Annotated in this window: 27 protein-coding genes; 14 read left to right on the top strand and 13 right to left on the bottom strand. The window is 62.2% G+C overall.

Annotated elements, in window-relative coordinates:
• Positions 1–72 precede the first annotated feature (72 nt).
• Genes purC through NKH17_RS12135 form a run of 6 tightly spaced genes read left to right on the top strand, consistent with a single transcriptional unit; the run spans position 73 to position 3,576 of the window.
• Complete coding sequence (gene purC / locus NKH17_RS12110) at positions 73–867, top strand: phosphoribosylaminoimidazolesuccinocarboxamide synthase (RefSeq protein ID WP_023674725.1); 795 nt, start codon at positions 73–75, stop codon at positions 865–867.
• Between the two features lie 40 nt (positions 868–907).
• Positions 908–1,150 (top strand): phosphoribosylformylglycinamidine synthase subunit PurS, encoded by a 243-nt coding sequence (purS, locus tag NKH17_RS12115; protein WP_254817733.1) that lies wholly within the window; start codon positions 908–910, stop codon positions 1,148–1,150.
• 1 nt (position 1,151) lies between these two features.
• Positions 1,152–1,820 (top strand): phosphoribosylformylglycinamidine synthase subunit PurQ, encoded by a 669-nt coding sequence (purQ, locus tag NKH17_RS12120; protein ID WP_023674723.1) that lies wholly within the window; start codon positions 1,152–1,154, stop codon positions 1,818–1,820.
• A 31-nt stretch (positions 1,821–1,851) separates the two neighbouring features.
• Positions 1,852–2,517 carry a glutathione S-transferase family protein gene (locus tag NKH17_RS12125; protein ID WP_352477367.1) on the top strand — a complete coding sequence of 222 codons (666 nt, stop codon included), beginning with the start codon at positions 1,852–1,854 and terminating at the stop codon, positions 2,515–2,517.
• Between the two features lie 2 nt (positions 2,518–2,519).
• Positions 2,520–2,930: a hypothetical protein gene (locus tag NKH17_RS12130; protein ID WP_352896679.1), complete on the top strand. Its 411-nt coding sequence runs from the start codon at positions 2,520–2,522 to the stop codon at positions 2,928–2,930.
• Between the two features lie 4 nt (positions 2,931–2,934).
• Entirely contained in the window at positions 2,935–3,576 is a 642-nt protein-coding gene (locus tag NKH17_RS12135) for a Pr6Pr family membrane protein (RefSeq protein ID WP_352738041.1), read from the top strand.
• Between the two features lie 14 nt (positions 3,577–3,590).
• Here the strand turns inward: NKH17_RS12135 and NKH17_RS12140 are convergent, their stop codons facing one another.
• Positions 3,591–3,836 carry a DUF1127 domain-containing protein gene (locus tag NKH17_RS12140; protein ID WP_352738039.1) on the bottom strand — a complete coding sequence of 82 codons (246 nt, stop codon included), beginning with the start codon at positions 3,834–3,836 and terminating at the stop codon, positions 3,591–3,593.
• Positions 3,837–3,928: 92 nt separating this feature from the next.
• On the opposite strand from NKH17_RS12140, the gene NKH17_RS12145 reads away from it, so the two are divergent.
• The 3 genes from NKH17_RS12145 (at position 3,929) to NKH17_RS12155 (ending at position 8,047) form a co-directional block, all read left to right on the top strand.
• Positions 3,929–5,341, top strand: coding sequence for an aminotransferase-like domain-containing protein (locus NKH17_RS12145; protein ID WP_352506428.1), 1,413 nt, complete (start codon positions 3,929–3,931; stop codon positions 5,339–5,341).
• A gap of 148 nt (positions 5,342–5,489) precedes the next feature.
• Positions 5,490–7,727: a phosphoribosylformylglycinamidine synthase subunit PurL gene (gene purL / locus NKH17_RS12150; RefSeq protein WP_352804903.1), complete on the top strand. Its 2,238-nt coding sequence runs from the start codon at positions 5,490–5,492 to the stop codon at positions 7,725–7,727.
• Between the two features lie 86 nt (positions 7,728–7,813).
• Positions 7,814–8,047 (top strand): BolA/IbaG family iron-sulfur metabolism protein, encoded by a 234-nt coding sequence (locus tag NKH17_RS12155; protein ID WP_023674714.1) that lies wholly within the window; start codon positions 7,814–7,816, stop codon positions 8,045–8,047.
• Positions 8,048–8,059: 12 nt separating this feature from the next.
• On the opposite strand, the gene NKH17_RS12160 is transcribed toward NKH17_RS12155, so the two are convergent.
• Positions 8,060–8,866, bottom strand: coding sequence for a phosphodiester glycosidase family protein (locus tag NKH17_RS12160; RefSeq protein WP_352477360.1), 807 nt, complete (start codon positions 8,864–8,866; stop codon positions 8,060–8,062).
• A 162-nt stretch (positions 8,867–9,028) separates the two neighbouring features.
• Here NKH17_RS12160 and grxD point away from each other — a divergent pair, with 162 nt between their 5' ends.
• Together grxD and NKH17_RS12170 are read left to right on the top strand one after the other, a co-directional pair.
• Complete coding sequence (gene grxD / locus NKH17_RS12165; protein ID WP_023674712.1) at positions 9,029–9,364, top strand: Grx4 family monothiol glutaredoxin; 336 nt, start codon at positions 9,029–9,031, stop codon at positions 9,362–9,364.
• Positions 9,365–9,571: 207 nt separating this feature from the next.
• Positions 9,572–10,771, top strand: coding sequence for a multidrug effflux MFS transporter (locus NKH17_RS12170; protein ID WP_254817732.1), 1,200 nt, complete (start codon positions 9,572–9,574; stop codon positions 10,769–10,771).
• A gap of 18 nt (positions 10,772–10,789) precedes the next feature.
• On the opposite strand, the gene NKH17_RS33405 is transcribed toward NKH17_RS12170, so the two are convergent.
• From NKH17_RS33405 to rpsD, 4 genes are all read right to left on the bottom strand, one after another.
• Positions 10,790–11,362, bottom strand: coding sequence for a UCP034077 family protein (locus NKH17_RS33405; RefSeq protein WP_502895581.1), 573 nt, complete (start codon positions 11,360–11,362; stop codon positions 10,790–10,792).
• Positions 11,247–12,074, bottom strand: coding sequence for an inositol monophosphatase family protein (locus NKH17_RS12180; RefSeq protein ID WP_352896675.1), 828 nt, complete (start codon positions 12,072–12,074; stop codon positions 11,247–11,249). Before NKH17_RS12180 ends, NKH17_RS33405 begins: the two co-directional genes overlap by 116 nt.
• The gene (ttcA, locus tag NKH17_RS12185) at positions 12,064–12,951 is read right to left on the bottom strand and encodes a tRNA 2-thiocytidine(32) synthetase TtcA (protein WP_023674708.1); all 888 of its coding nucleotides are present in this window, start codon (positions 12,949–12,951) and stop codon (positions 12,064–12,066) included. Before ttcA ends, NKH17_RS12180 begins: the two co-directional genes overlap by 11 nt.
• Before the next feature lie 152 nt (positions 12,952–13,103).
• Positions 13,104–13,721 carry a 30S ribosomal protein S4 gene (gene rpsD / locus NKH17_RS12190; protein WP_254817640.1) on the bottom strand — a complete coding sequence of 206 codons (618 nt, stop codon included), beginning with the start codon at positions 13,719–13,721 and terminating at the stop codon, positions 13,104–13,106.
• Positions 13,722–14,100: 379 nt separating this feature from the next.
• Here rpsD and NKH17_RS12195 point away from each other — a divergent pair, with 379 nt between their 5' ends.
• A complete protein-coding gene (locus NKH17_RS12195; protein WP_023674706.1) occupies positions 14,101–14,313 on the top strand; it encodes a hypothetical protein in 213 nt (70 codons plus the stop codon).
• Between the two features lie 90 nt (positions 14,314–14,403).
• Here the strand turns inward: NKH17_RS12195 and NKH17_RS12200 are convergent, their stop codons facing one another.
• The 4 genes from NKH17_RS12200 to NKH17_RS12215 form a co-directional block, all read right to left on the bottom strand.
• On the bottom strand, positions 14,404–14,592 hold the full coding sequence (locus NKH17_RS12200) for a DUF3008 family protein (protein WP_023674705.1): 189 nt from the start codon (positions 14,590–14,592) through the stop codon (positions 14,404–14,406).
• 76 nt (positions 14,593–14,668) lie between these two features.
• A complete protein-coding gene (murI, locus tag NKH17_RS12205) occupies positions 14,669–15,481 on the bottom strand; it encodes a glutamate racemase (RefSeq protein WP_352477507.1) in 813 nt (270 codons plus the stop codon).
• A 159-nt stretch (positions 15,482–15,640) separates the two neighbouring features.
• Positions 15,641–16,318, bottom strand: a complete 678-nt coding sequence (locus tag NKH17_RS12210) for a hypothetical protein (protein ID WP_352896672.1) — start codon at positions 16,316–16,318, stop codon at positions 15,641–15,643.
• A 45-nt stretch (positions 16,319–16,363) separates the two neighbouring features.
• The gene (locus NKH17_RS12215) at positions 16,364–17,230 is read right to left on the bottom strand and encodes an RNA methyltransferase (protein ID WP_352477353.1); all 867 of its coding nucleotides are present in this window, start codon (positions 17,228–17,230) and stop codon (positions 16,364–16,366) included.
• Positions 17,231–17,435: 205 nt separating this feature from the next.
• Here NKH17_RS12215 and NKH17_RS12220 point away from each other — a divergent pair, with 205 nt between their 5' ends.
• Positions 17,436–18,647, top strand: coding sequence for an NADP-dependent isocitrate dehydrogenase (locus tag NKH17_RS12220; RefSeq protein WP_352896668.1), 1,212 nt, complete (start codon positions 17,436–17,438; stop codon positions 18,645–18,647).
• 9 nt (positions 18,648–18,656) lie between these two features.
• The gene (locus tag NKH17_RS12225; protein WP_352896666.1) at positions 18,657–19,283 is read left to right on the top strand and encodes a glutathione S-transferase family protein; all 627 of its coding nucleotides are present in this window, start codon (positions 18,657–18,659) and stop codon (positions 19,281–19,283) included.
• A 276-nt stretch (positions 19,284–19,559) separates the two neighbouring features.
• On the opposite strand, the gene NKH17_RS12230 is transcribed toward NKH17_RS12225, so the two are convergent.
• The 3 genes from NKH17_RS12230 to recA all read right to left on the bottom strand — a co-directional run bounded on the left by NKH17_RS12230 (position 19,560) and on the right by recA (position 24,421).
• Positions 19,560–20,339 (bottom strand): PhzF family phenazine biosynthesis protein, encoded by a 780-nt coding sequence (locus NKH17_RS12230; protein WP_352971114.1) that lies wholly within the window; start codon positions 20,337–20,339, stop codon positions 19,560–19,562.
• Between the two features lie 58 nt (positions 20,340–20,397).
• A complete protein-coding gene (gene alaS / locus NKH17_RS12235) occupies positions 20,398–23,064 on the bottom strand; it encodes an alanine--tRNA ligase (RefSeq protein WP_352896662.1) in 2,667 nt (888 codons plus the stop codon).
• Positions 23,065–23,323: 259 nt separating this feature from the next.
• A complete protein-coding gene (gene recA / locus NKH17_RS12240) occupies positions 23,324–24,421 on the bottom strand; it encodes a recombinase RecA (RefSeq protein WP_023674696.1) in 1,098 nt (365 codons plus the stop codon).
• Between the last annotated feature and the right edge of the window lie 269 nt (positions 24,422–24,690).

A 24,690-nucleotide genomic window follows, 5' to 3' on the forward strand; every position in this document is an offset into this window, starting at 1 on the left:
GCCATCTTATTTTAGGCAGACGGACAGGAACTGGTCGCTTGCCGCCTGCCCGCAAATCCAGAGAAAAATCAGATGAAAAATCGCCGCCGCATTTATGAAGGCAAGGCCAAGATCCTTTATGAGGGACCGGAGCCTGGCACGCTGATCCAGTTCTTCAAGGACGACGCTACCGCTTTCAACAAGAAGAAGCATGAAATCGTCGATGGCAAAGGCGTGCTCAACAACCGCATTTCCGAGCACATCTTCAATCATCTCAACCGGATGGGCATTCCGACCCACTTCATCCGCCGGCTCAACATGCGCGAGCAGCTGATCAAGGAAGTCGAGATCATCCCACTCGAAGTGGTGGTGCGCAACGTCGCCGCCGGCTCGCTGGCCAAGCGTCTCGGCATCGAGGAAGGCACCGTGCTGCCGCGCTCGATCATCGAATTCTATTACAAGGCCGATGCGCTCGACGATCCGATGGTCTCGGAAGAGCACATCACCGCCTTCGGCTGGGCGAGCCCGCAGGAGATCGACGATGTCATGGCGCTGGCCATTCGCGTCAACGACTTCCTTTCCGGACTGTTCATGGGCGTCGGCATTCAGCTCGTCGATTTCAAAATCGAATGCGGCCGCCTGTTCGAAGGCGATATGATGCGCATCGTCGTCGCCGACGAGATCTCGCCGGATTCCTGCCGGCTGTGGGACGTGGCGACCCAGGACAAGCTCGACAAGGACCGCTTCCGCCGCGACATGGGCGGGCTGGTCGAAGCCTATCAGGAAGTTGCCCGCCGCCTCGGCATCATGAACGAGAACGAACCGCCGCGTCCGGCCGGGCCGGTGCTGGTCGCATCGACCGACGGTGTCAAAGGCAAGCCGCACTGACAGCTTGCCAGCTCAACAGATGAACAGGAGCATGTCCAGCGTGATCAAGGCCCGCATTACCGTAACTCTCAAGAACGGCGTGCTAGACCCACAAGGCAAGGCAATCGAGCATGCGCTGTCCGCAATGGGTTTCGGCGGCATCGGCCAGGTGCGGCAAGGCAAGGTTTTCGATGTCGAGCTTGCCGAGGGCGACAGGGCCAAGGCTGAGGCCGATCTGAAAGCCATGTGCGACAAGCTTCTGGCGAATACGGTGATCGAGAATTACGCGGTGGAGATCGCCTGAGGTGAAATCAGCCGTCGTCCTGCTCCCCGGCCTCAATCGCGACCGCGACATGATCGCGGCGCTGACCAAGATTTCCGGCACGCCGCCGGTCACCGTCTGGCAGACGGACACCGAAATTCCCGATGTCGACCTGATCGCCATTCCCGGCGGCTTTTCCTTTGGCGATTATCTGCGCTGCGGCGCCATTGCCGCGCGCATGCCGGTAATGCGGGCTGTCGCCGAAAAGGCGGCCAAGGGCGTCACGGTCATCGGCGTCTGCAATGGCTTCCAGATCCTGGTCGAGGCCGGCCTGCTGCCGGGCGCATTGATGCGCAACACCTCGCTGAAATTCGTCTGCCGCCAGGTGAAGCTGCAGATCGCCAATGCCAACACGATGTTCACCCGCCGCTACCAGCCGGGCCAGATCATCCGTGCGCCGGTGGCGCACCATGACGGCAATTATTTTGCCGACGCCGAAACTTTGGCCCGCCTCGAAGGCGAAGGCCAGGTGGTGTTCCGCTATGCCGAAGGCACCAATCCCAACGGCTCGATCAACGACATTGCCGGCATCGTCAACGGGCGGGGCAACGTGCTCGGCCTGATGCCGCATCCCGAGAACCTGATCGAAGCGGCGCATGGCGGCAGCGACGGCCGGGCGCTGTTCGAAAGCGCCTTGGGCATCGCCGCTTGAAGCCTTCAATTTTCCTCCTGGAGCGACGGTCATGAAACTGTATTCGCGGCCGTTGTCGCCCTATTCGTCGATCGTGCGGGCGCTGGCCTACATCAAGAACGTGCCGCTCAAGGTCATTGCACCGCCGCCTGGGTTTCCCATCCCCGAGGCATTTCGTGCCATCTCGCCGCTGAACCGGATTCCGGTGCTGATCACCGGCTCGGGCGAAACGATCGTCGAATCGGTGGTGATTGCCGAATATCTGGAGGAGCGCTTTCCCGAGCCAGCGCTGCTGCCCAAGGATTCGAAGGACCGGGCACTGGTGCGCATGTTCGCTCGCATCACCGACCTTGACGTGCTCGCCCCCACCATGAAGCTGTTTGAGCTCTATTTCGTGCCGCAGCGCAACGAGGCCGAGATCAAGGCACAGTTCGCCCGATTGCATCACGGGCTTGCAGCAATCGAGGCCCGCATGGCGCATGGCCCGTTCGCGCTCGGCGACGACATCTCCTTCGCCGATGCGTGGCTGACGCCGACCCGCTTCGTCTTCAACAATTTTAGGGCGACGATCGGCCGCCCCGACCTGCTTGATGCCTATCCGAAATTCGATGCCTATGAGCAAATCGCCTTGCAGCATCCGGCGCTGTCGCGCGTCTGGGGTGAGATGACGGACGGTCTGAAGATCTTTCTGTCCGAACTCGAGATGGGCGCCGCTTGACCATGCGATCGACACTAGCCCGCCTCGCCCTCGCCGCTTCCGCCGGTCTTGTACTCGCCTCCTGCCAGTCAGGCCCGAAGAGCACGCCAGCGCCGGCGGGCAAGAGCGCGTCACTGCTTGCCATGGAGCAGGTGGCAATAGCTGCCCACAAATGCTGGATCGCCAGCAAGGACCCTGCGTTCAAATCCTATCAGATGGCCAACGAACTGAATTCGTTCAGCGGCACACCGCGCTTCCTGCTGGTGCCGGCCAAACACTATGGCGGAAAGCCGTTGCTGGTCGTGCAGGCGCAAGGCAATTCGAGCCGCGTCGACGTATTCGGCCCATTGATGGCGGAACCGCTCGGCGCCCGCATCGGCTCGGACATTGCCCGCTGGCAGACGGGCAATCCGGCCTGTGGCGCTGCTGCCTAGCCCAATGGGTCGCTTGCTGCAGATCACCGGTCTGGTCGTCGGCCTGGCCGGGCTCGTCCTGCAGCTCTGCATCACCGTCCCGGCATCAATGGAAGCCGGCCGCGGCTTTGTCGGCTCGCTGGTCTTCTATTTCAGCTTCTTCACCATCCTGACCAATATCGGCGCGGTGCTCGTCCATGCCTCGTTGCTGTCGTCAACGGGTTATGCCTGGTTTCCGGCTTTTGCCGCCCCACGGATGCGGGCGGGCGTAGCCGTCGCCATAACGCTGGTTCTCATCGTTTATGCAACGGTCTTGGCGCAGCTTTGGCAGCCGCGAGGGCTGTTCCTGCTCTGCGATGTGCTCTTGCACTATGTGACGCCGGTGTTGTTCGTGCTGTGGTGGCTTGTGGCGGGCGCCGACGGCTCGACGCGGTGGCGTGACATCTCCTGGTGGATGATCTATCCGATCGCGTATCTGGCCTATGTACTGGCGCGGGCGCCAATATCGGGCGAAGTGCCCTACCCGTTCCTCAACGTCGCCAAGAACGGCGCGACCAGCGTCGCCGTCTCGGCCGTGGCCATCACGGGGCTTTTTCTCGTGCTATGTATTGTGGCGGTGCTTGTGGACCGCGGCGTCGCGCGGCTCAGGACGGCGAGCGTCCGCTGAAGCGCTCGAACGCATCAGTCCCAGAACGGCCTTAGACCTTCACGATGGGCATCGCAGCGCGAGATACCGATGTCCTTGAGCTGATCGTCGGTCATCTCGAGCAGGACCAGCCGACTGCGCCGGCGCTCCAGCAGACCATCGATCCATCGGACGAATGACGTGACCACTTGCACGATCCGGCGAACATAGGATCTCCGGCCCGACGAGCGGCTTCCGGTCAATTCAACTGCCGCGTAGCGGATTGTCTCTATTGTACCCATTGTCTTTCTGCCAAGATTGCAATTGTGCCTTTCGTGCGGCCCGCTTCATATGTATTGACTCCCATTTCGGTGCAATGTAAAAAATTGTCACCATGACAACTTGGCTTCCGGACCTGACCGCCCGCACCGGCCCGCTCTATCAGCGGCTTGCCGATTCCATCGAGACGGACATCGACCGCGGCCTGATCGGTGCAGGGGCAAAGCTGCCGCCGCAGCGCGATCTGGCATACGACATCGGCACGACCGTCGGCACGGTCGGCAGGGCCTATCAATTGCTGCGCGAGCGGGGACTGGTCAGCGGCGAGGTCGGCCGCGGAACCTATGTTATCGCTCAACAGTCGGAGAGCGCAAAGCCGGATTTCCTGGGGCCGGTCGAACAAGGCACACGCTATATGGATGCGCCCGGCGACAAGCTGCGCTTCGATAGCACGGCCGCACCGGATGTCGGCCAGGGTGCCATCGTCGCCGACGTGTTGACACGCACGGCGCAAGACCATCCGCATGAGATTTCAAGCTATACTCGTGATTTCCCGGACCGCTGGTTGGAAGCGGGGAGGCGCTGGTTGTCGCGCAATTCCTATCGCCCGGCGGCGGATGCAATCGTTCCCACGCTCGGCACCCACGCCGCGGTAATGGCAACCATTGCGGGACTCACCGCCCCCGGCGACTATGTCGTCTTCGAGCACCTCACCTATTCGCAGATCTCCCGCAGTGCCGGCCTGATCGGTCGCCGGACCGCGCTGGTGGCGGCTGACGACGAGGGCATAGATCCCCAGGATTTCGAGCGCGTCTGCGCACAAAAGCATCCGAAGATGATTTTTTTGATGCCGACGGCGAAGAACCCGACGCTGACAACGCTGTCGGCATCGCGCCGCGAGGCAATCGCGCATGTCGCCCGTCAATATAACGTCGTCCTGATCGAGGACGATCTCTATGGTGGACTGACCGATGACCCAACGCCTTTAATGGCCGAATATGCTCCCGAACGGACCATCGTTGCCGGCGGCCTGTCGAAATCGGTCGCGGCGGGTGTTCGCGGCGGTTGGCTCGCTTGCCCGCCGGCCTACCGTCACCGCATCCGGGTCGCCCATAAGATGATGACGGGCGGCCTGCCCTTTCTGCTGGCGGAGGTGGGCAGCCGGCTGGTGCTGTCCGGTCAGGCCGCCGAGATGCGCAAGCGCAGCATTGCCGAGATCGGTGCGCGCATCGCGATCGTGCGCGAGACACTCGACGGCTTCGACTTCAAGGCGCTGGACAATGTGCCGTTCGTCTGGCTCACTTTGCCCGACCCGTGGCTGTCCGGCACCTTCAAACAGGCTTGCCTCGAACATGGCGTGCTCATCGACGACGAGGATGAGTTCAAGGCAGGGCGTTCCGAACAGGCCTTTCATGGCGTGCGGTTTGGCATCTCGCAGCCGCGACAGCGGGACGATATCGCGCACGGCGTCGCGGTGATCCGGCGGCTTCTGGACGAGGGCCGCGCCGGCTACGACAGCTTTTCCTGAACCGGCTTGAAACCGGCGGGTCGAGTGGCGATCTTTCGCTACTTGCCGTCAGCTGTTGCTTTCCATCGTTTTAGTCATCCGACGGGGTGTATCGGCTGCAAAGCTTGCGATAAGACGGGACTCGATCTCAAGGACACAATTGCCGATCATGACCATTTCCAATTCCGTGCCGATTACTCCTGAACTCATTGCCGCGCACGGGCTGAAGCCCGACGAGTACCAGCGCATCCTCGACCTGGTCGGGCGCGAACCGAGCTTTACCGAACTTGGTATTTTTTCGGCGATGTGGAACGAGCATTGTTCCTACAAATCCTCGAAGAAGTGGCTGCGCACGCTGCCGACCACCGGGCCGCAAGTCATCCAGGGCCCGGGTGAGAATGCCGGTGTGGTCGACATCGGCGACGGCGCCTGCGTCGTCTTCAAGATGGAGAGCCATAACCACCCCTCCTATATCGAGCCTTATCAGGGCGCTGCGACCGGCGTCGGCGGCATCCTGCGCGATGTCTTCACCATGGGCGCGCGACCGATCGCGGCGATGAACGCGCTGCGCTTCGGCGCGCCGGATCATCCCAAGACAAGGCACCTCGTTGCCGGCGTCGTTTCCGGCGTCGGCGGCTATGGCAATTCCTTCGGCGTGCCGACGGTCGGCGGCGAGGTCAATTTCGACGCCCGCTACAATGGCAATATCCTGGTCAATGCGTTTGCCGCGGGCCTCGCGAAGACAGACGCAATCTTTCTGTCCGAGGCCAAGGGCGTCGGCCTACCGGTGGTCTATCTCGGCGCCAAGACCGGCCGCGACGGCGTCGGCGGCGCCACAATGGCCTCGGCTGAGTTCGACGACAAGATCGACGAGAAGCGCCCCACCGTGCAGGTTGGCGATCCGTTCACCGAAAAATGCCTGCTCGAAGCCTGCCTCGAACTAATGGCGTCCGGCGCCGTTATCGCCATCCAGGATATGGGTGCGGCCGGCCTCACCTGCTCGGCGGTCGAGATGGGCGCCAAGGGCGACCTCGGCATCGAGCTCGATCTCGACAAGGTGCCGGTGCGTGAAGAGCGCATGAGCGCCTATGAGATGATGCTTTCGGAGAGCCAGGAGCGCATGCTGATGGTGCTGCGCCCCGAAAAGGAAAAACAGGCCGAGGCGATCTTCCACAAATGGGGCCTAGACTTTGCCATCGTCGGCAAGACCACCGACGATCTGCGCTTCCGCGTGCTGCACCAGGGCGACGAGGTTGCCAACCTGCCGATCAAGGATCTCGGCGACCAGGCGCCGGAATATGACCGTCCCTGGGTCGAACCGAAGAAGCCGGCGCCGCTGGCCGGCGATGCACCTCAAGCCGATGTGGCCGACGCACTGCTCAAGCTGCTGGGGGGACCGGACCTTTCCTCGCGCCGCTGGGTGTGGGAGCAGTACGACACGCTGATCCAGGGCAATTCCCTGCAGCTTCCCGGCGGCGACGCCGGTGTGGTGCGCGTCGATGGCCACCCGACCAAAGCGCTCGCCTTCTCCTCCGACGTGACGCCGCGCTATTGCGAGGCGGACCCTTACGAGGGCGGCAAACAGGCCGTTGCCGAATGCTGGCGCAATCTTACCGCCACCGGCGCTCTGCCGCTCGCGGCCACCGACAACCTCAATTTCGGCAATCCGGAGCGGCCGGAGATCATGGGCCAGCTGGTTGGTGCCGTGAAAGGCATCGGCGATGCCTGCCGGGCGCTTGGCTTTCCGATCGTCTCCGGCAACGTCTCTCTCTACAATGAGACCAACGGCCAAGGCATCCTGCCGACACCAACCATCGGCGGCGTCGGGCTGATTGCCGACTGGTCGAAAATGGTGCGGATCGGCTTTGCCGCCGAAGGCCAGATGATCGTGCTGGTCGGCGCGCCGACCATGTGGGGCACGCATCTTGGCCAGTCCGCCTATATGCGCGACATCCATGGCCGCGCCGACGGCCCGCCGCCGCCGGTCGATCTCGATCACGAGAAGCGGGTCGGCGACCATGTGCGGGCGCTGATCGGCTCCGGTGTCGTTACCGCGGCGCATGACGTTTCCGACGGCGGCATCGCGGTGGCGCTGGCCGAGATGGCGATGGCCTCCAGCATCGGCGCGACCATTCCCGGCCTGATCGGTACGGATCCGATCCCCGTCTGGTTCGGCGAGGATCAGGGCCGCTACCTGCTGACGCTGTCGATCGATCCGCAGAGCGAGGAATGGGACGCCATTCGCGAACAACAAAGCAAACTCGGCATTTTTGCACCGTGGATCGGCTCGACCGGCGGCAGCGAATTGAAGCTGGGCGAGGCGCGTGCGATACCGGTCAGCGAATTGACCGCCGCCCACGAATCCTGGTTCCCTCGCTTCATGGCAAATGAGGTCGTGGACCCGTGATGTGATCAAGCGGGGCCGTTTCGGTGTGGTTCATCCGCCTTTTCGACCATATCTATGAGATCACGACCTGAACAAGGAATCCTCATATGGCAATGGACGCCCACGACATCGAACGGCTGATCAAGGAAGGCATTCCGGACGCCAAGGTGACCATTCGCGACCTGGCCGGCGACGGCGACCATTATGCGGCTGAGGTTGTGGCCGAAAGCTTTCGCGGGAAAAGCCGCGTCCAGCAGCACCAGATGGTCTATGACGCGCTGAAGGGCAACATGGGCGGCGTGCTGCACGCGCTTGCCCTGCAGACCAGCGTGCCGGACTGAGCTCTCTTGCAGTTACCGGCTCGCAAGCTTCTTACCGGTCACGGCGATGATCGGCCCGGCTGGATAGTTTCCACCCACAATCATCCGCTCGCCGTTCGACAGCGCCGAAACGGCCCCGTCGAAGAAAAGCGCGCTGGGACAATCGAGCGCGTCTCGAAACAGTCGGGCGAAGCTGCCGAGGCTGACCTCAGAGCGCGAGATCGCCAGCACGACAGTGTTTTCGTCACGCACGCCGACGCCATTGCGGATATAGCGCGATGTGCCGTTTTGCTCGAAGCGGGGATGAAGCCGGCCGTCGATCACCAGCATCGGGCCGGATTGCGTGGCAAACATCACGTCCAGTCTGGTCGCAACATAGGCGCTTGTCTCGATGACCGCCGCCTTGCCATCCTTCCGGACCAGGAAGACGCCGTTCGGTTTCAGGAAGAAATTGCCTTCGCTGTCGGCGAGGTTGATCGGCGCCTTCTCCCGGCCGTCCTCGACGAGAAGGCCGACCGGAGTCAGGTCTTGGTGATACATGCCGGCGTTCATGGCGAGCAGCACCGGCCGGCCCTGATCCGCCATCGCCTTGTCGAATTTGTCCAGTGAACCGAAAGCCTTGCCGTCAATGCCTGCGTGGAACACACCGATGTCATAGCGGCGCAGATCGATTTCGCAGACGACATAGGCGACCGCCTCGAAGCTCGCGTCGCGGCACGGCGCCGGTAATCCACCGCCGACGACGAGAGGTGGCTGCCTCGGCGACTTGGCCCACCAGATCAAGGACAGTGCGGCGAACAGAACGGCGAGGACGACCCCGGCGAGATACCGTCTTTTCATCACGCCTCGGGACAAATGGTGGCCAACGGCTTGGCCCAAGATCAGACCTTCCTTTGCGCCATTTGCATGGCAAGGCGGCAAACATCTTGTTTCGCGCAACCCATGGGTTTATTTGAAGGGTAATGTTCGAGCCTGACTCCCACAGGCATGAAAGGGTATTCCATGAGCGGCATCAACGATTACATTGACAATGAGGTGAAGGGCAACGACGTCGTTCTCTTCATGAAGGGCACCCCCGGCTTTCCGCAATGCGGATTTTCCGGCCAGGTCGTGCAGATCCTCGACTATATCGGCGCCGACTATAAGGGCGTCGACGTGCTGACGTCGGCCGAACTGCGGCAAGGCATCAAGGACTACTCCAACTGGCCAACCATCCCGCAGCTCTACGTCAAGGGCGAGTTCGTCGGCGGCTGCGACATCATCCGCGAGATGTTCCAGGCGGGCGAATTGCAGACCTTCCTCGTCGAAAAAGGCGTCAGCGTCAAAGGCGCCGCCTGACTTCTGTTTCTGCGTATGACCTTCCGACTGCGATTTTCGGGGGTCAAGCGATAAGCGCCGGGGCAGCCCCCACCTTGGCAAAAAGTTCTGCCCGACATCGGGGCAATCAACGAATGGATGCGTCGGCCAGCCGGCGCATTTTCGTTGAGGATCGGACTGGCCGTGGATCAGCAAGCACAAGCGCAGCAAAAGGCAAGCACCTTGCCCATTCCGCGCTGGGAATTCATTGCGCTGTGCGCGGCGCTGATGGCGCTCAATTCGCTGGCCATCGACATTATTTTGCCGGCGCTGCAGCAGATCGGCGCTTCGCTTGGCGTCGAAAATGAAAACCACCGGCAATATGTGGTCACCGCCTATATCCTTGGCTTTGGGGGCGGACAGCTGTTCTTCGGGCCGATCTCGGACCGTTTCGGGCGCCGCGCGCCTCTTGTCGCAGGGCTGGTGATCTACGTCGTCGCGGCCGGCGCTGCGGCAATCGCCCCGTCATTCGCCACGCTTCTGCTATGCCGGGCCGTGCAAGGCATCGGCGCGGCGGCGACGCGCGTCATTGCCGTCTCGATCGTGCGCGATACGTTCGACGGAAGGCGCATGGCCGAAGTCATGTCCTTGATCTTCATGGTGTTCATGGCCATTCCGGTGGTCGCGCCCGGTATCGGCCAGTTCATCATGCTGTTTGCGACCTGGCATGTGATCTTCGTCACCATGGCAGCCGGCGCGCTGATCGTGTCCGCCTGGTCGCTGCTGCGCCTGCCCGAGACATTACATCCCGAATATCGCCGGCCGCTGACGCTGTCCTCCATCATCGGCGGCTTCCGCATCGTTCTCACCAACCGCATCGCGCTCTGCTACGCCTTCGCCAGCACCTTCATCTTCGGCGCCATGTTCGGCTTCATCGCCTCGGCCCAGCAGATCTATGTCAGCGTGTTCAATGTCGGTGAGATGTTCCCGGTCATCTTCGCGGGGGTTGCCGGCGTGCTTGCGTTTTCGAACTACCTCAATTCGCGCCTCGTCGGCCGTATCGGCATGCGCCGCCTGTCGCAAAGCGCGCTGCTGCTGTTTCTGGCAATCAGCCTTGCCTGGCTGGTCGTTTCCATCGAAATGAAGATGCCGCTATGGCTCTTCATTGCCTTCTTTGCCTGCGCCATGGTCCCGTTCGGCGCGCTCGGCGCGAACTTCAACGCGCTCGCTATGGAGCCGCTGGGGCACCTGGCCGGCACTGCGTCGTCGATCCTTGGGTTCATGCAGACATTTCTTGGCGGCATTCTCGGCACGCTGATCGGCCAAGCCTTCAACGGCACGGTGACGCCGCTGGCCGCCGGGTTCTGCAGCGTGTCGGTGGCGGCGCTGCTGATGATCCTGCTGGCCGAGCGCGGCAGACTATTCCAGCCGCATAACCCGCCGGTTTAATGCACATTGCGCGTGCGCCTAGGATGCACCCTCATTGACCGCGGTGAAGCGAGGGAACAGCGTACGTCCTGCGATTGCTCCACCCATGCTGTCGGAAACGGGCAGTGGAAGAGCCTTGTCGAGCGCCTCGAGGACGGAAGCCACGAAGGCCCGGTTGAGCGGACCATCGTCCCCTAGATGGGAGAAAGTGGCGCGCGGCTTGCCAATAAGCGTGCCGTTTCGGCGAATTGAGAACTGCAGCGTCAGGGTCATGCCCGCGGTTCCGGGCGGCGGCTTCCAACAGGCGAAGATCGCGGAGAACATCTCGTCTATGGTGTCGACGGAGTCGGGACTGCGACATGCGCGTTCCCCAGCTCTTGCTTCATTGACACCGGCAACCAAGGCAAGGGCAAAGGCCGTTGCAACAATTGCGGACCGAGGTTTCATTCGAGATCTCCGGTTTCGCACAAGATTGGACACCTTTGGCAGCGAAGAGCTATTCCGCCCAGAGCTCGCGGCGCAGCTCCCGCCAGCTCTCACGGTCCGGCGCGACCAGCAGGCCACCCCCGACATGCGACGGCAGATAGGCGCTGCCGTCGAAGCGCGCGGCATGGCCGCCGGCCTCCGCATGGATCAGCACGCCGGCCAAGTGGTCCCAAGGCATCAGCTTGTTGTAGACGACGAAATGGCCGTGGCCGCTGGCCAGCAGGCGGTATTCGTGGGCGGCGCAGCGATAATTGAACTGCGATAGCGACTTGGTCTGGTTGCGCGCCAAACGTGAGCGGTCCGGCTCCGGCACATAGTGCCATGAGACCGCACCGGTCATTTCCGACATCGGCGCCGGTTTGGCGACATGGACCTTTTCCAGATTGCCATGGGCATGGCGGATATGGCTGCCGGCGCCACTAACGCCGATCAGCCAATCCTTGCCGACGGGGTCGTGAATGATGCCGGCGACCGTCTCGCCCTTGACCACGACGCCAAGCATGACGCCGAACAGCGGCACGCCGGAGGCGAAGTTGAAAGTGCCGTCGACCGGGTCGATGACGAAGGCGAGTTCGGCATCGCCGAGACCGTCGAGCAGCGTCGGGTCGTCGGAGCAGGCCTCCTCGCCGACGATCATTGCGTGGGGATAACGCTGGCGCAGCATGGTGGTGATGAGCCGTTCGGCATTGACGTCGGCCTCGGTGACGAGATCGGCGGCCGAGGTCTTGTGACGGACGTCGCCCTCGCTCAACCGGCGAAAGCGCGGCATGATCTCGGCGACGGCGGCTTCCGACAGAAGGGCGGCAAGCCAGTCGATCGCGCTATCTTCAAATGTCATCGGGACGCCTAGTGGTGAGGGTTTCGTTGAGGGCGGCGAAATCGAACAGTTTCCTGTCGAGCAGATGCGAACGCCGCACATTGGTCATGGCGCGGATCATCGTGTCCTTGCGGCCGGGCATGCGCTTCTCGATGTCGTCGAGCATCGCCTTCATGGCGTTGCGCTGCAGACCTTCCTGGCTACCGCACAGATCGCACGGAATGATCGGGAATTTCATGGCGCCGGCGAATTTCTCGAGATCGGCTTCCGCACAATAGGCGAGCGGCCGCAGCACCATGACATCGCCTTCGTCATTGAGCAGCTTCGGCGGCATGGCGGCCAGGCGCCCGCCATGGAACAGGTTCATGAAGAAGGTTTCCAGTATGTCCTCGCGGTGATGGCCGAGCACCAGCGCCGAGCAGCCCTCCTCGCGGGCAATGCGATAGAGATGGCCGCGCCGCAGCCGCGAGCACAGCGAGCAATAAGTGCTGCCCTCGGCCAGCTTGTCGGTGACCACCGAATAGGTGTCCTGATATTCGATGCGATGCGGAATGGCATAGCTGTCGAGATAATCGGGCAATATGTGCTTGGGAAAGTTCGGCTGGCCCTGGTCGAGATTGCAGGCCAACAGCTCGACCGGCAGCAGCCCGCGCCATTTGAGATCAAGCAGCACGGCAAGCAAGCCGTAGGAATCCTTGCCGCCCGACAGAGCGATCAGCCAACGGTCGCCGGGTCTCACCATGGCGAAATCGTCGATCGCCTGGCGGGCAAGCCGCAACAGCCGCTTGCGCAGCTTGTTGAACTCGACGGAGGACGGCACATCGGCAAACAGCGGATGAAAGCCGCCTTCGGCGTCGGCGATCGGGTCAAGCGTTTTGGCGTCTGGCTGCATGTTCACGGCGCGTCGGCCCTAAAGTCCTGTTGCCGCCCGCAGTAGCGCATCGGATCGAAAATCGAAATCGATTTCCGACTCACGTCCCTGAAAAGGACGAAGAAAGAAAAGGCCGCCTGGAGGGGCGGCCTTCGGTTTTGTCGTGACGAACGCGCCGATCAGCGCGAATAGAATTCGACGACCAGATTCGGTTCCATCTGCACGGCAAACGGAACGTCCGCCAAGCCGGGGATGCGCGTGAAAGTCGCGGTCATCTTGTTGTGGTCGGCCTCGATGTAATCGGGCACGTCGCGCTCGGCCAGGCCCACCGATTCCAGCACGATGACCAGCTGCTTCGACTTCTCGCGCACTTCGATGACATCGCCCGGCTTGCAACGGTACGAGCCGATGTTGACGCGCTTGCCATTGACGTTGACGTGGCCGTGATTGACGAACTGGCGCGCCGCAAAGATGGTCGGCACGAATTTGGAGCGGTAGACGACGGCGTCGAGGCGCGATTCGAGCAGGCCGATCAGGTTCTCCGAGGTGTCGCCCTTGCGGCGGTCCGCCTCTTCATAGACCTTGCGGAACTGCTTCTCCGAAACATCGCCATAGTGGCCCTTCAGCTTCTGCTTGGCGCGCAGCTGCAGGCCGAAATCGGAAAGCTTGCCCTTGCGGCGCTGGCCATGCTGGCCGGGGCCGTATTCACGCTTGTTGACCGGGGACTTCGGGCGGCCCCAGATGTTTTCGCCAAGACGGCGGTCGATCTTGTACTTCGCGGATTCGCGCTTGCTCATCGCATTCCCTTTCAAAACAACACACCCGGAACCTTATGGTCCGTGTGAAGGAAACGCGCCCTCCTCTGGCCTCCGTTTTCGAGACCTGACAGGGTTTTCCACGCAACGCGACGGAAAACCCACGGGACACGTCATTTCAGACAAGACACAAGGAAAGTAAAACCGGCTTCCCAACGTCTTGCACACATAAAGAAAACCACCGGACATTGCGGCCCGGTGTTGGTGGGCTGGTTAAACGGAGATTTAACCGCTGTCAAGCTTCTGGCTGGCGCGACTCGCCGAACCGGATAGTGTTACGGTTGTAGAACGTGCCGGATGTGGCGGGAGGTTGCGCCAGCGGCATCAGGAAGGGACTGAAGTCAGAGGAGCAGGAATTCGCATGAAAAAGTTCTTCCTTACGTTGGTAGGAGCCGCGGTGATGGCCGGCACGATGGCGGTCGCGCCCGAGCCGGCGCAGGCCCGGCATTGGCATGGGCACAGGCATCACCAGGTCTGCCGCATCGTGGTCAAGAAAAAGGTGGTGTGGCGCCACGGTCATCGCAAGGTTATCCGCTACAAAGTGCGGCGCTGCGGTTGGGGCTGGAACTGGTAATTTTCGCCCTCGCCCGTTGAGACTTCATGGCCCGCGGCTCAGCCGCGGGCCTTTTATTGACCGGCATCCGCCGCCAGAATGGTCAGTCGATCAGTGTTTCGACTTCTTTTCCGGCAGGCCTTTGCGCTTGGTCTCGGCGAATTCCTCGAGCTGTTTTTCGCTCATGGATTTATACATTCCCTTCGACGCACCTTTGAGCGCGCCCTTCTTGGTCTCGCCGCGCTTGGCTGACAATGCCGCGCCGGCCGCTTTCTGCTGGGCTTTTGAGGTGGCTGGCATGATGGTTTCTCCCGTTTCCGATGAGAGGAAAACGCATTGTCTGGTGTGATGTTCCCAAAGCGAAAATTGCTTGCGGTCAGGATATCGCCAGGCCAAATCCCTGCATCAGCCGGCGCGTCGGAAAATCGGCGCTGTTCGAGGTGAAGAACGCAAGGTCGGCGCCTTCCGGCAGTGCCTCTCTGCGATAAGCGGCCTCGGTATCGGCAAGCAGCGACAGCGCGCGGCGTGCGATCGCCTCGGCCGGGTCGAGCCAGTCGACCGGCCAAGGTGCTGTCTTGCGCATGCGGTTGGCCAAAAAAGGATAATGGGTGCAGGCAAGCACGACGATGTCGGTGCGCAGCCCGTCATGCTCAACGAAGCACGGCGCGATCTCGGCGCGCACGGCGTCCTCGTCGACAAAACCATCGCGCATATAGGCTTCGGCCAATCCAGCCAGCCTGTCGCTGCCGACCAGGCGGACGTGGCATTTCTGCGCCCACTTGCTGATCAGGTCGCGCGTGTACTGGCGCTTGACGGTGCCGGGCGTCGCCAGCACCGAAACCAGGCCTGAGCGCGTGCGTTCCGCCGCCGGCTTGATGGCCGGCACGGTGCCGACGAAAGGGTGGCCGGGAAACCGCTCGCGCAACGCATCGATGACCAGTGTCGAGGCGGTGTTGCAGGCGATGACCGAAATGGCCGGCGAAAACCGTTCGAGCAGCCTGGCGAACAACTCCAGAATATGTGTTCTCAGCGCCGTTTCCTCCCAGGCGCCGAAGGGGAACGCCGCGTCGTCGGCGACATAGATGAAGCGGCGGTCAGGCATCAGGACGCGCGCCTCACGCAGCACGGTGAGGCCGCCAATGCCGGAATCGAACATCAGGATCGGACGGGCGCTCGACGGATCGGTCATGGTCATTGAGTCACTAAGGGCTGGGAATCACTAAGGGCTGGGGAATTACAAAACGAGATCACGAGAGAAGGCCGGCCTATGCATTTTGCTTCGGCCAATGATGCTTTGTCCCGGCCGCTTCTATGTGGAACCATCATGGCCTTGATGCGGCGAGACGGGTCACACAAGGCCCCGCTTGCCGAAGCCGCCGGCCCGCGGCCGGCCGGTTGCCGGAGATGCAGGTTGAGATGCAGCATGGTTCGACGGCACCGGCGCGGCGCGCATGGCGTAGGCTGGAGCCAGGGCCGTCACGCCCGCGGCTGACGCTGAACGGGGCGCCGCGGTGCGGCGCAGCGGCCCGGGCGGGTCGAAATCGTCGAAACTCAGGGATGATGCCATATCCGAAGAGCCACCGCCCGCCGGCTTGGCCGCCAAGATAACGGCCCACAGCCCGACAAGAGCTAATCCCAGCAGGTTAAGGCCGGAATGCGAATCTTCGCCGTCGAATTTTACGACAAGAACAGTGCCGGCCTGCAGAATCGCAAACAGGGTCGAGAACACGATATACGACCAAAGGATCCAACCCGACCCTTGCGCGTCGCGGCTTCGACGCCAGGCGAAATTCGCGCGGAACAGAACGATCACCAGCGAAGCGACGAGAACGGCCGCGGCCAGACCTTCCCTGGAAGGACCTGGTTTCGAATTGGCCAAGCCCTCGATGCCGATGGTCAGCACGACACACAGCACAAAGGTCCCGATTTCCGCAACCAGCAGAGCCACGGAATAGAAGAAAAAGCGAAGACGACCGATATTTGAGCTAAACATCCGAGATCCATCGTTTTGAAAACCATGGATCAAACCAAATAAAATTCGGTTACTGGTAAGACAGCTGCATTTGCGCGCCTAGTCTTTGTCTTTCGCCCTCGCAGCGCGTGCCGCGGCCGCCGGGAGCCGCCTTGGATCGTCGCCGGGCGATCCGTCGCCGCGCGGCATGGCCGGCGAGAACCTGTCCAGCGATGATATTATACCGCGCAGCACCTTGAGCTCCGGCTCGGCAAAGCCGGGGCGGGTCAGCACCGCGCGCAAATTGTCGACCATCTTCGGCTTCTTCGCTGCCGGGCGGAAATAGCCGCGCGCCTCCAGTGCACCTTCCAGATACGCAAACAGGCCGTGCAATTCTTCCTTGGCAGCCGGCGGCATTTCAGGGCCGGAAAAGTTGGTCATGGTCTCGTGTTCCAGGCCGGACTTCATCCATTCATAGGACATCAGCAGGGCCGCCTGGGCGATGTTGAGCGAGGAGAAGGCTGGATCGACGGGGAAGGTGACGATCTCGTCGGCAAGGCCGACCTCGTCATTATAGAGGCCGAAGCGCTCGCGGCCGAACAGGATACCGGTGCGCTGGCCGGCCCGCTGCCGCGCCCGCAGCGCCCTGCCCGCCTCGACCGGACCGCGCACCGGCTTGAAATTGTCGCGCGCGCGCGCCGTGGTGGCGAAGACGAAGTTCAAATCGCCGACCGCCGAGGCCAGGTCGTCGAACACCGTGACGGCATCGATGACGTGGTCGGCGCGGCTTGCGGCGGCACGCGCCTTGTCGCTCGGCCAGCCGTCGCGCGGATTGACGAGCCGCAGCTCGGCAAGCCCGAAATTGGCCATGGCGCGCGCAACCATGCCGATATTCTCGCCGAGCTGCGGCTCGACCAGGATGATCGCCGGTCCGGACGCAGGCGTTCCGGAGGCAAGAGGGGTGTCGGGATCCTGGGTAGCGGCCATGGTTGTCAGTGAACTGCTGTTTGCGGCATTTCGCAGTCCCCTGCCACATTTGGCGGCGAAAATGAAGCTTTGGCAAGGAATGCCGACACTACGGCGCGGTTCGCCGTTTGCGCGGCCAAAAAGCCTTTGATATACGGGCCGCATCCCAGGGCCGGCAGCCGTGCGGGCAAGGCCGTTCCGTTCCCCAAAAGCGAGGCATTCTTTCATGGCGAAGATCAAGGTGGCGAACCCGGTCGTCGAACTCGACGGCGACGAGATGACCCGCATCATCTGGCAGTTCATCAAGGACAAGCTGATCCACCCTTATCTCGACCTCAAGCTCGAATATTACGACCTCGGTATCGAGCACCGCGACGCCACCAACGACCAGGTGACCATCGATTCGGCCAACGCCATCAAGAAATACGGCGTCGGCGTGAAATGCGCGACGATCACGCCAGACGAGCAGCGCGTCGAGGAATTCAAGCTGAAGAAGATGTGGAAGTCGCCGAACGGCACCATCCGCAACATCCTCGGCGGCACTATCTTCCGCGAGCCGATCATCATGAAGAACGTGCCGCGGCTGGTGCCCGGCTGGACCAAGCCGATCATCGTCGGCCGCCACGCCTTCGGCGACCAGTACCGCGCCACCGACTTCCGCTTTCCCGGCAAGGGCAAGCTGACGATCAAATTCGTCGGCGAGGACGGCCAGGTGATCGAGCACGATGTGTTCGACGCACCCAGCGCCGGCGTCGCCATGGCCATGTACAATCTCGACGAATCTATCCGCGAATTCGCCCGCGCCTCGCTGAACTATGGCCTGCTGCGTAATTACCCCGTCTACCTCTCGACCAAGAACACAATCCTTAAGGCCTATGACGGCCGCTTCAAGGACATCTTCCAGGAGGTCTACGAGGCGGAGTTCGAAGCAGAATTCAAAGCGAAGAAGCTCTGGTACGAGCACCGGCTGATCGACGACATGGTGGCCTCCAGCCTGAAATGGTCCGGCGGCTATGTCTGGGCCTGCAAGAACTATGACGGCGACGTTCAGTCCGACACGGTGGCGCAAGGCTTCGGCTCGCTCGGCCTGATGACCTCGGTGCTGATGACGCCGGACGGCAAGACCGTCGAGGCGGAAGCCGCGCACGGCACCGTTACCCGCCACTATCGCCAGCACCAGAAGGGCGAGGAGACCTCGACCAATTCGATCGCCTCGATCTTCGCCTGGACGCGCGGCCTCGCGCATCGCGCCAAGCTCGACGACAATGCCGAACTGAAGCGCTTTGCCGAGACCCTGGAAAAGGTCTGCATCCAGACGGTCGAGTCCGGCTTCATGACAAAGGATCTGTCGCTGCTGATCGGCCCCGACCAGCCATGGCTTTCGACCACCGGCTTCCTCGACAAGATCGACGAGAATTTGCAGAAGGCGATGGCCTGAGCCCGCGACATGGGCAAGCCCGTCGTCTACGGCGCGGACTACAGCGTCTATGTGCGCATCGTGCGGCTGGTGCTCGAGGAAAAGGGCGTCGGCTACGAGCTGGTGCCCGTCGACGTCTTTGCCGCGGACGGCATTCCCGGCTGGTACTTCGAGCACCAGCCGTTCGGCCGCATCCCGGCCTTCGAACATGACGGCTTTCGCCTCTACGAGACCGGCGCGATTGCCCGTTATGTCGACGAAGCCTTTGACGGCCCGGCGCTGCAGCCGGTCGAAGCCCGGCCTCGAGCACGCATGAACCAGATCACCGGCATGCTCGACGCCTACGCCTACAGGGCCATGGTCTGGGATGTCGCGGTCGAGCGGCTGGAGAAAACGCCACCCGACGAAGCCGTGATCGCCAACGGGTTGCGGCAGGCGAGAACGGCATTGCAGGCGCTGTCGTCGCTGAAAGCCGAAGGGCCTTGGCTGTTGGGGACGGACCTGACGCTGGCCGATCTGCACGCTGCGCCAATCATCAGCTATTTCGTCAAGGTCGCCGAGGGGCGAAAACTGCTGGCGGAGTTTGCCGATATCCAGGATTGGTATGTGCGCATCGCGGCGCGTGCGGGTTTTGCGAAGACCGAAAAGGCAGAGTGAGGAGACAAGCATTCGGCAATAGGCCTTCTGGTGATTAGCGAAAGCCGAAGTGACATCCAATCTCCCCCCTTGCGGGGGAGATGTCCGGCAGGACAGAGGGGGTGTGAAGGATCTCTAACCTTCGACTGATCCTTTCCAATTGGGAACGGCCTGAGAACGTGGCTCCGATTGGGCTGGCAGTCGGAGGGACAGCACCCCCTCTGCCCTGCCGGGCATCTCCCCCGCAAGGGGGGAGATCGGCAGCTTCGCCGAAGGCGACCCACTGCGAAATACCGCTCAATCGGGAAGGTAAATCTCCGCCTTCATGAAGGTCTTCGCACGGCCTGTGATCAGCACGCGATCTCCGGCCAGTTCGCATAGCAAATGCCCGCCGCGCTGCGAGCATTGGAATGCCGACACATGCGTCTTGCCGAGCTTTTCAGCCCAGTACGGCACCAATGTCGCATGAATGGAGCCAGTCACCGGGTCCTCGGGAATGCCAGCTCCGGGTACGAAATAACGCGAGACGAAATCATGGGCTTGCCCAGGCGCGGTAATGACCAGGCCGAGAGGATGAAAACGTCCGATCCTGAGCAGATCGGGAACGAAAGATCGCACGGTTGTCTCGTCGGCAAGCTCGACAAACAGGTTCTCGAAATTGCGGAAGCTCGCAGCCGGCCGCTGAGGCAATATCGCTTGCAGCGCCGAGTTCAGCTCGTCCTCGACGGGCTGCGGCGGAAAACACGGCAGATCGAGCTGATAGGCGCCTTCCCGCCGGGAAACCCGCAGCGCGCCCACCCAGGTGGCGAAGGCCATTTCGCCCTGACCATTGTATTCCGTAGTCAGCACATGGGCGGCCGCAAGTGTAGCATGGCCACAGAAGTCGACTTCATGAATCGGCGTGAACCAGCGCAAATCCCAACCCTCGCCACTCGGCCGCGCAAACGCGGTTTCAGCAAGATTGTTCTCGTTTGCGATGGCCTGCATCACGTCGTCCGATAGCCAGTCCTCCAAAATGAGAACGGCAGCAGGGTTGCCCTGGAAAGCCCGTTCGGCAAAAGCGTCGACTTGATACATAGTCAACGTTGCCACATCATCCCCGCTGCCACTTCGGCCTGTCCTTACTGGTGCAGATTCACGCAGCTTCCAGCGCCGCCTTCACCGCAGCGATCGCGTCTTCGGCCTTCGACGCGTCCGGGCCGCCGGCCTGGGCCATATCGGGTCGCCCCCCGCCGCCCTGCCCGCCCAATGCCGCGGACGCGACGCGCACCAGATCGATGGCGCTGAAGCGGCCGGTCAAATCATCGGTGACGGCGACGACGACGCTCGCCTTGTTGTCCTCGCCGGCGCCGACAAAGACGACCACGCCGGAGCCGAGGGACTTCTTGCCGGCATCGGCCAGTGGTTTCAGATCCTTTGGCGAGACGCCCGATACCGCCTTGCCGAGAAAACCGACACCGGCAATGGTTTCGTTTTCCGCAGGCACACCAGCTGGCGAGCGATCGCCCAGCGCCAGCTTCTTGCGCGTCTCTGTCAGCTCCTTTTCGAGCTTCTTGCGCTCGTCGAGCAGCGCCTCGACGCGGGCCGGCACATCGGCCGCCGAAATCCTCAGCGCGGCGGCGGCCGCCTTCAACCGCTTGTCCTGTTCGTCGAGATGCTTTCTGGCGGCCTCGCCGGTCAACGCCTCGATGCGGCGCACGCCGGCAGCGACCGCGCTGTCGGACACGATGCGCACCAGGCCGATATCGCCGGTCGCCCTGACATGCGTGCCGCCGCATAGCTCGACCGAATAAGGCCGGTTGGCCTTGGCGCCATGCAAGCCCGTGCCCATCGAAACGACGCGCACTTCATCGCCATACTTCTCGCCAAACAGCGCCATGGCGCCCTCGGCGATGGCGTCGTCGACAGACATCAGTCGCGTGATCACCGGGCCGTTCTGAACGACGATCTCGTTTGCCATGCGCTCGACCTCTTCGAGCTCGTCCGGCGAGATCGGCTTGTTGTGCGAAATGTCGAAGCGCAGACGCTCGGGCGCGACCAGCGAGCCCTTCTGCGCCACATGGGTACCCAGCACCTCGCGCAGCGCCTCATGGATCAGATGTGTGGCGGAATGGTTCGCGCGCAGCCTGGAGCGCCGCGCGTGGTCCACCTTCAGCTCGACGGTCGCGCCCGTCTTGACAGTGCCATTGGCCACCTTGCCGAGATGGACGAAAAGCCCATCGGCCTTCTTCTGGGTATCGGATATCTCGATCGAGAACCCGTCGCCCGAAATGACGCCGGTATCGCCCATCTGGCCACCGGACTCGCCATAGAACGGCGTCTGGTTGACAACCACGGCAACGGCGTCGCCTTTGCCGGCACTGTCGACGGTCTTGCCGTCCTTGACCAGCGCCTGGATAAGGCCTTCGGCCTGCTCGGTCTCATAACCCAGGAATTCGGTGGCGCCGGTCTCCTCACGCACCGCGAACCATACCGTCTCGGTTGCGGCCTCACCGGAACCAGCCCAGCTTTTGCGTGCCTCCGCCTTCTGCCGCTCCATTGCCTCGGTGAAGCCGGCAAGGTTGACCGAGATGTTGCGCCGGCGCAGCGCGTCCTGCGTCAGATCGAGCGGAAAGCCATAGGTGTCGTAGAGCTTGAACGCTGTCTCGCCATCCAGCATGTCGCCGGAGGCCAGCTTCTCCGTCGCCTCCGAAAGCAAGCCCAAGCCGCGCACCAGCGTCTTGCGGAAACGAGTTTCCTCAAGCTTCAGCGTCTCGGTGATCATCTGTTCGCCGCGCACCAGTTCCGGGTAGGCTTGGCCCATCTCGCGGACCAGCGCCGGCACCAGGCGCCACATCAGCGGATCGCGGGCGCCGAGCAACTGCGCGTGGCGCATGGCGCGGCGCATGATGCGACGAAGCACGTAGCCGCGTCCTTCGTTGGACGGCAGCACGCCGTCGGCGACCAGGAAGCAGGACGAACGCAAATGGTCGGCGATGACCCGGAACGATGCGACGGTGTCCGCATCCGGACCTTTGCCGAGCGCCGACGATGCAGCGTCGATCAGGTGGCGGAACAGGTCGGTTTCGAAGACGCTTTCAACCCCTTGCAGGATGGAGGCCATGCGCTCGAGGCCCATGCCCGTGTCGATCGACGGACGCGGCAGGTCGACGCGCTGTTCCTTCGTCACCTGTTCATACTGCATGAACACCAGGTTCCAGAATTCGAGGAACCGGTCGCCATCCTCCTCGGGGCTGCCGGGGGGGCCGCCCCAGATATGCTCGCCACGGTCGATGAATATCTCCGAACACGGCCCGCAAGGCCCGGTGTCACCCATTGCCCAGAAGTTGTCCGAAGTCGCGATGCGGATGATGCGATCGTCCGAAAGGCCGGCGATCTTCTTCCAGTACGAGGCCGCCTCGTCGTCGGTGTGGTAGACGGTGACCAGCAGCTTCTCCTTCTTCAGCCCGAACTCCCTGGTGATCAGGTTCCAGGCAAGCTCTATGGCGCGCTCCTTGAAATAGTCGCCGAAGGAGAAATTGCCGAGCATCTCGAAGAAGGTCAGGTGGCGCGCAGTGTAGCCGACATTGTCGAGGTCGTTGTGCTTGCCGCCGGCGCGAACACTCTTCTGGGCAGTCGTGGCGCGCGAATAGGGCCGCTTCTCCAGACCGGTGAAAACGTTCTTGAACTGCACCATGCCGGCATTGGTGAACATCAGCGTCGGGTCGTTGCGCGGCACCAGCGGGCTTGACGCGACGACCTCGTGACCTTCCTTGCGAAAATAGTCGAGAAATGCCGACCGGATCTCGTTGACGCCACTCATGAATACTGCCTTTTCGAGAGAACCGCCGGCTGCCGGCGGAAAATAGACATGGCCTTTTAGCGGTCGCACCGCAGCCTGTCCAGAAACACCAAACGGGCTCAAATTCCTGCTTTACCAGCGCTTTGAAATGGCTTCTGCCCCGCCGTCAAACGCAAACCGCCGGCACGGGGCCGGCGGTTCGAAACGCATCGATTACGCAAACTCAAAATCAAAACATCAAATCGAAACCCGGCTGAGGCTCCGCGAGGCGTCGCCTGCCCTACATCACCCCAGCGTCGTCCTCGAAACCGTCGTCGCTGCTTTCGGAGCCGCCGTTTTCAAGGAATTTCTCGGCGATCAGCCCGGCATTCTGTCGCAGCGCCAGCTCGATCTCGCGCGCCGTGTCGGGATTATCGCGCAGGAACAGTTTTGCGTTTTCGCGGCCCTGGCCAAGACGCTGCGAATTGTAGGAGAACCAGGCGCCCGACTTTTCGACCACGCCGGCCTTGACGCCGAGATCGACCAGCTCGCCGGTCTTGGAGACGCCCTCGCCATACATGATGTCGAACTCGACCACCTTGAAGGGCGGCGCCAGCTTGTTCTTGACCACCTTGACGCGGGTCTGGTTGCCGACAACCTCGTCGCGATCCTTGACCGAGCCGATGCGGCGGATGTCGAGGCGGACCGAAGCATAGAATTTCAGCGCATTGCCGCCGGTCGTCGTCTCGGGCGACCCGAACATGACGCCGATCTTCATGCGGATCTGGTTGATGAAGATGACCATGGTATTGGAGCGCGAGATCGAGGCGGTGAGCTTGCGCAGTGCCTGGCTCATCAGGCGCGCCTGCAGGCCGGGCAGCGAATCGCCCATCTCGCCTTCGATTTCCGCCCGCGGCGTCAGCGCCGCCACCGAATCGACCACCAGCACGTCGATGGCGCCGGAGCGCACCAGCGTGTCGCAGATCTCCAGCGCCTGCTCGCCGGTATCGGGCTGCGAGATCAATAGGTTTTCGAGATCGACGCCGAGCTTGCGGGCATAGACCGGGTCGAGCGCGTGCTCGGCATCCACGAAGGCGCAGATGCCGCCCTTCTTCTGGGCTTCGGCCACCGTGTGCAGCGCCAGCGTCGTCTTGCCCGAGCTTTCCGGCCCGTAAATCTCGACGATGCGGCCGCGCGGCAGGCCACCGACGCCAAGCGCGATGTCCAACCCAAGCGAGCCGGTCGGCACCGTTTCGATCTCGACGACCTGCTCGTTTGCGCCGAGCCGCATGATCGAGCCCTTGCCGAAGGCACGCTCGATTTGCGACAGCGCCGCATCCAGAGCCTTTGATTTGTCCACCGCTTTGTCCTCTACAAGCCGCAAAGAATTCTGAGCCATGATACATCACCCCGTGGTCGTCAATGGAGGCCGGACAATCCCGCAATCCTTAAAAGAATGTACCTTGTTTGTTCTCATTTGTCAATGAGCGGCAAGGATTTGAAAAATAACGGATATCCATATTTGTTCTATTTTTGTTTCGTAATTTTGCTTCCGGATGTATCCCGCCTCGCAAAGCGGCGCCGCTGCCGTCACCAACCGAATCGCACCCGCGATTGCAGGGTTCCGCCCAGCGACCTAGTCTCCTCCCGGGCAACAGCAAAGGGCAT

It is taken from the genome of Mesorhizobium sp. M1334 (assembly GCF_040317995.1).
Lineage (GTDB): Bacteria > Pseudomonadota > Alphaproteobacteria > Rhizobiales > Rhizobiaceae > Mesorhizobium.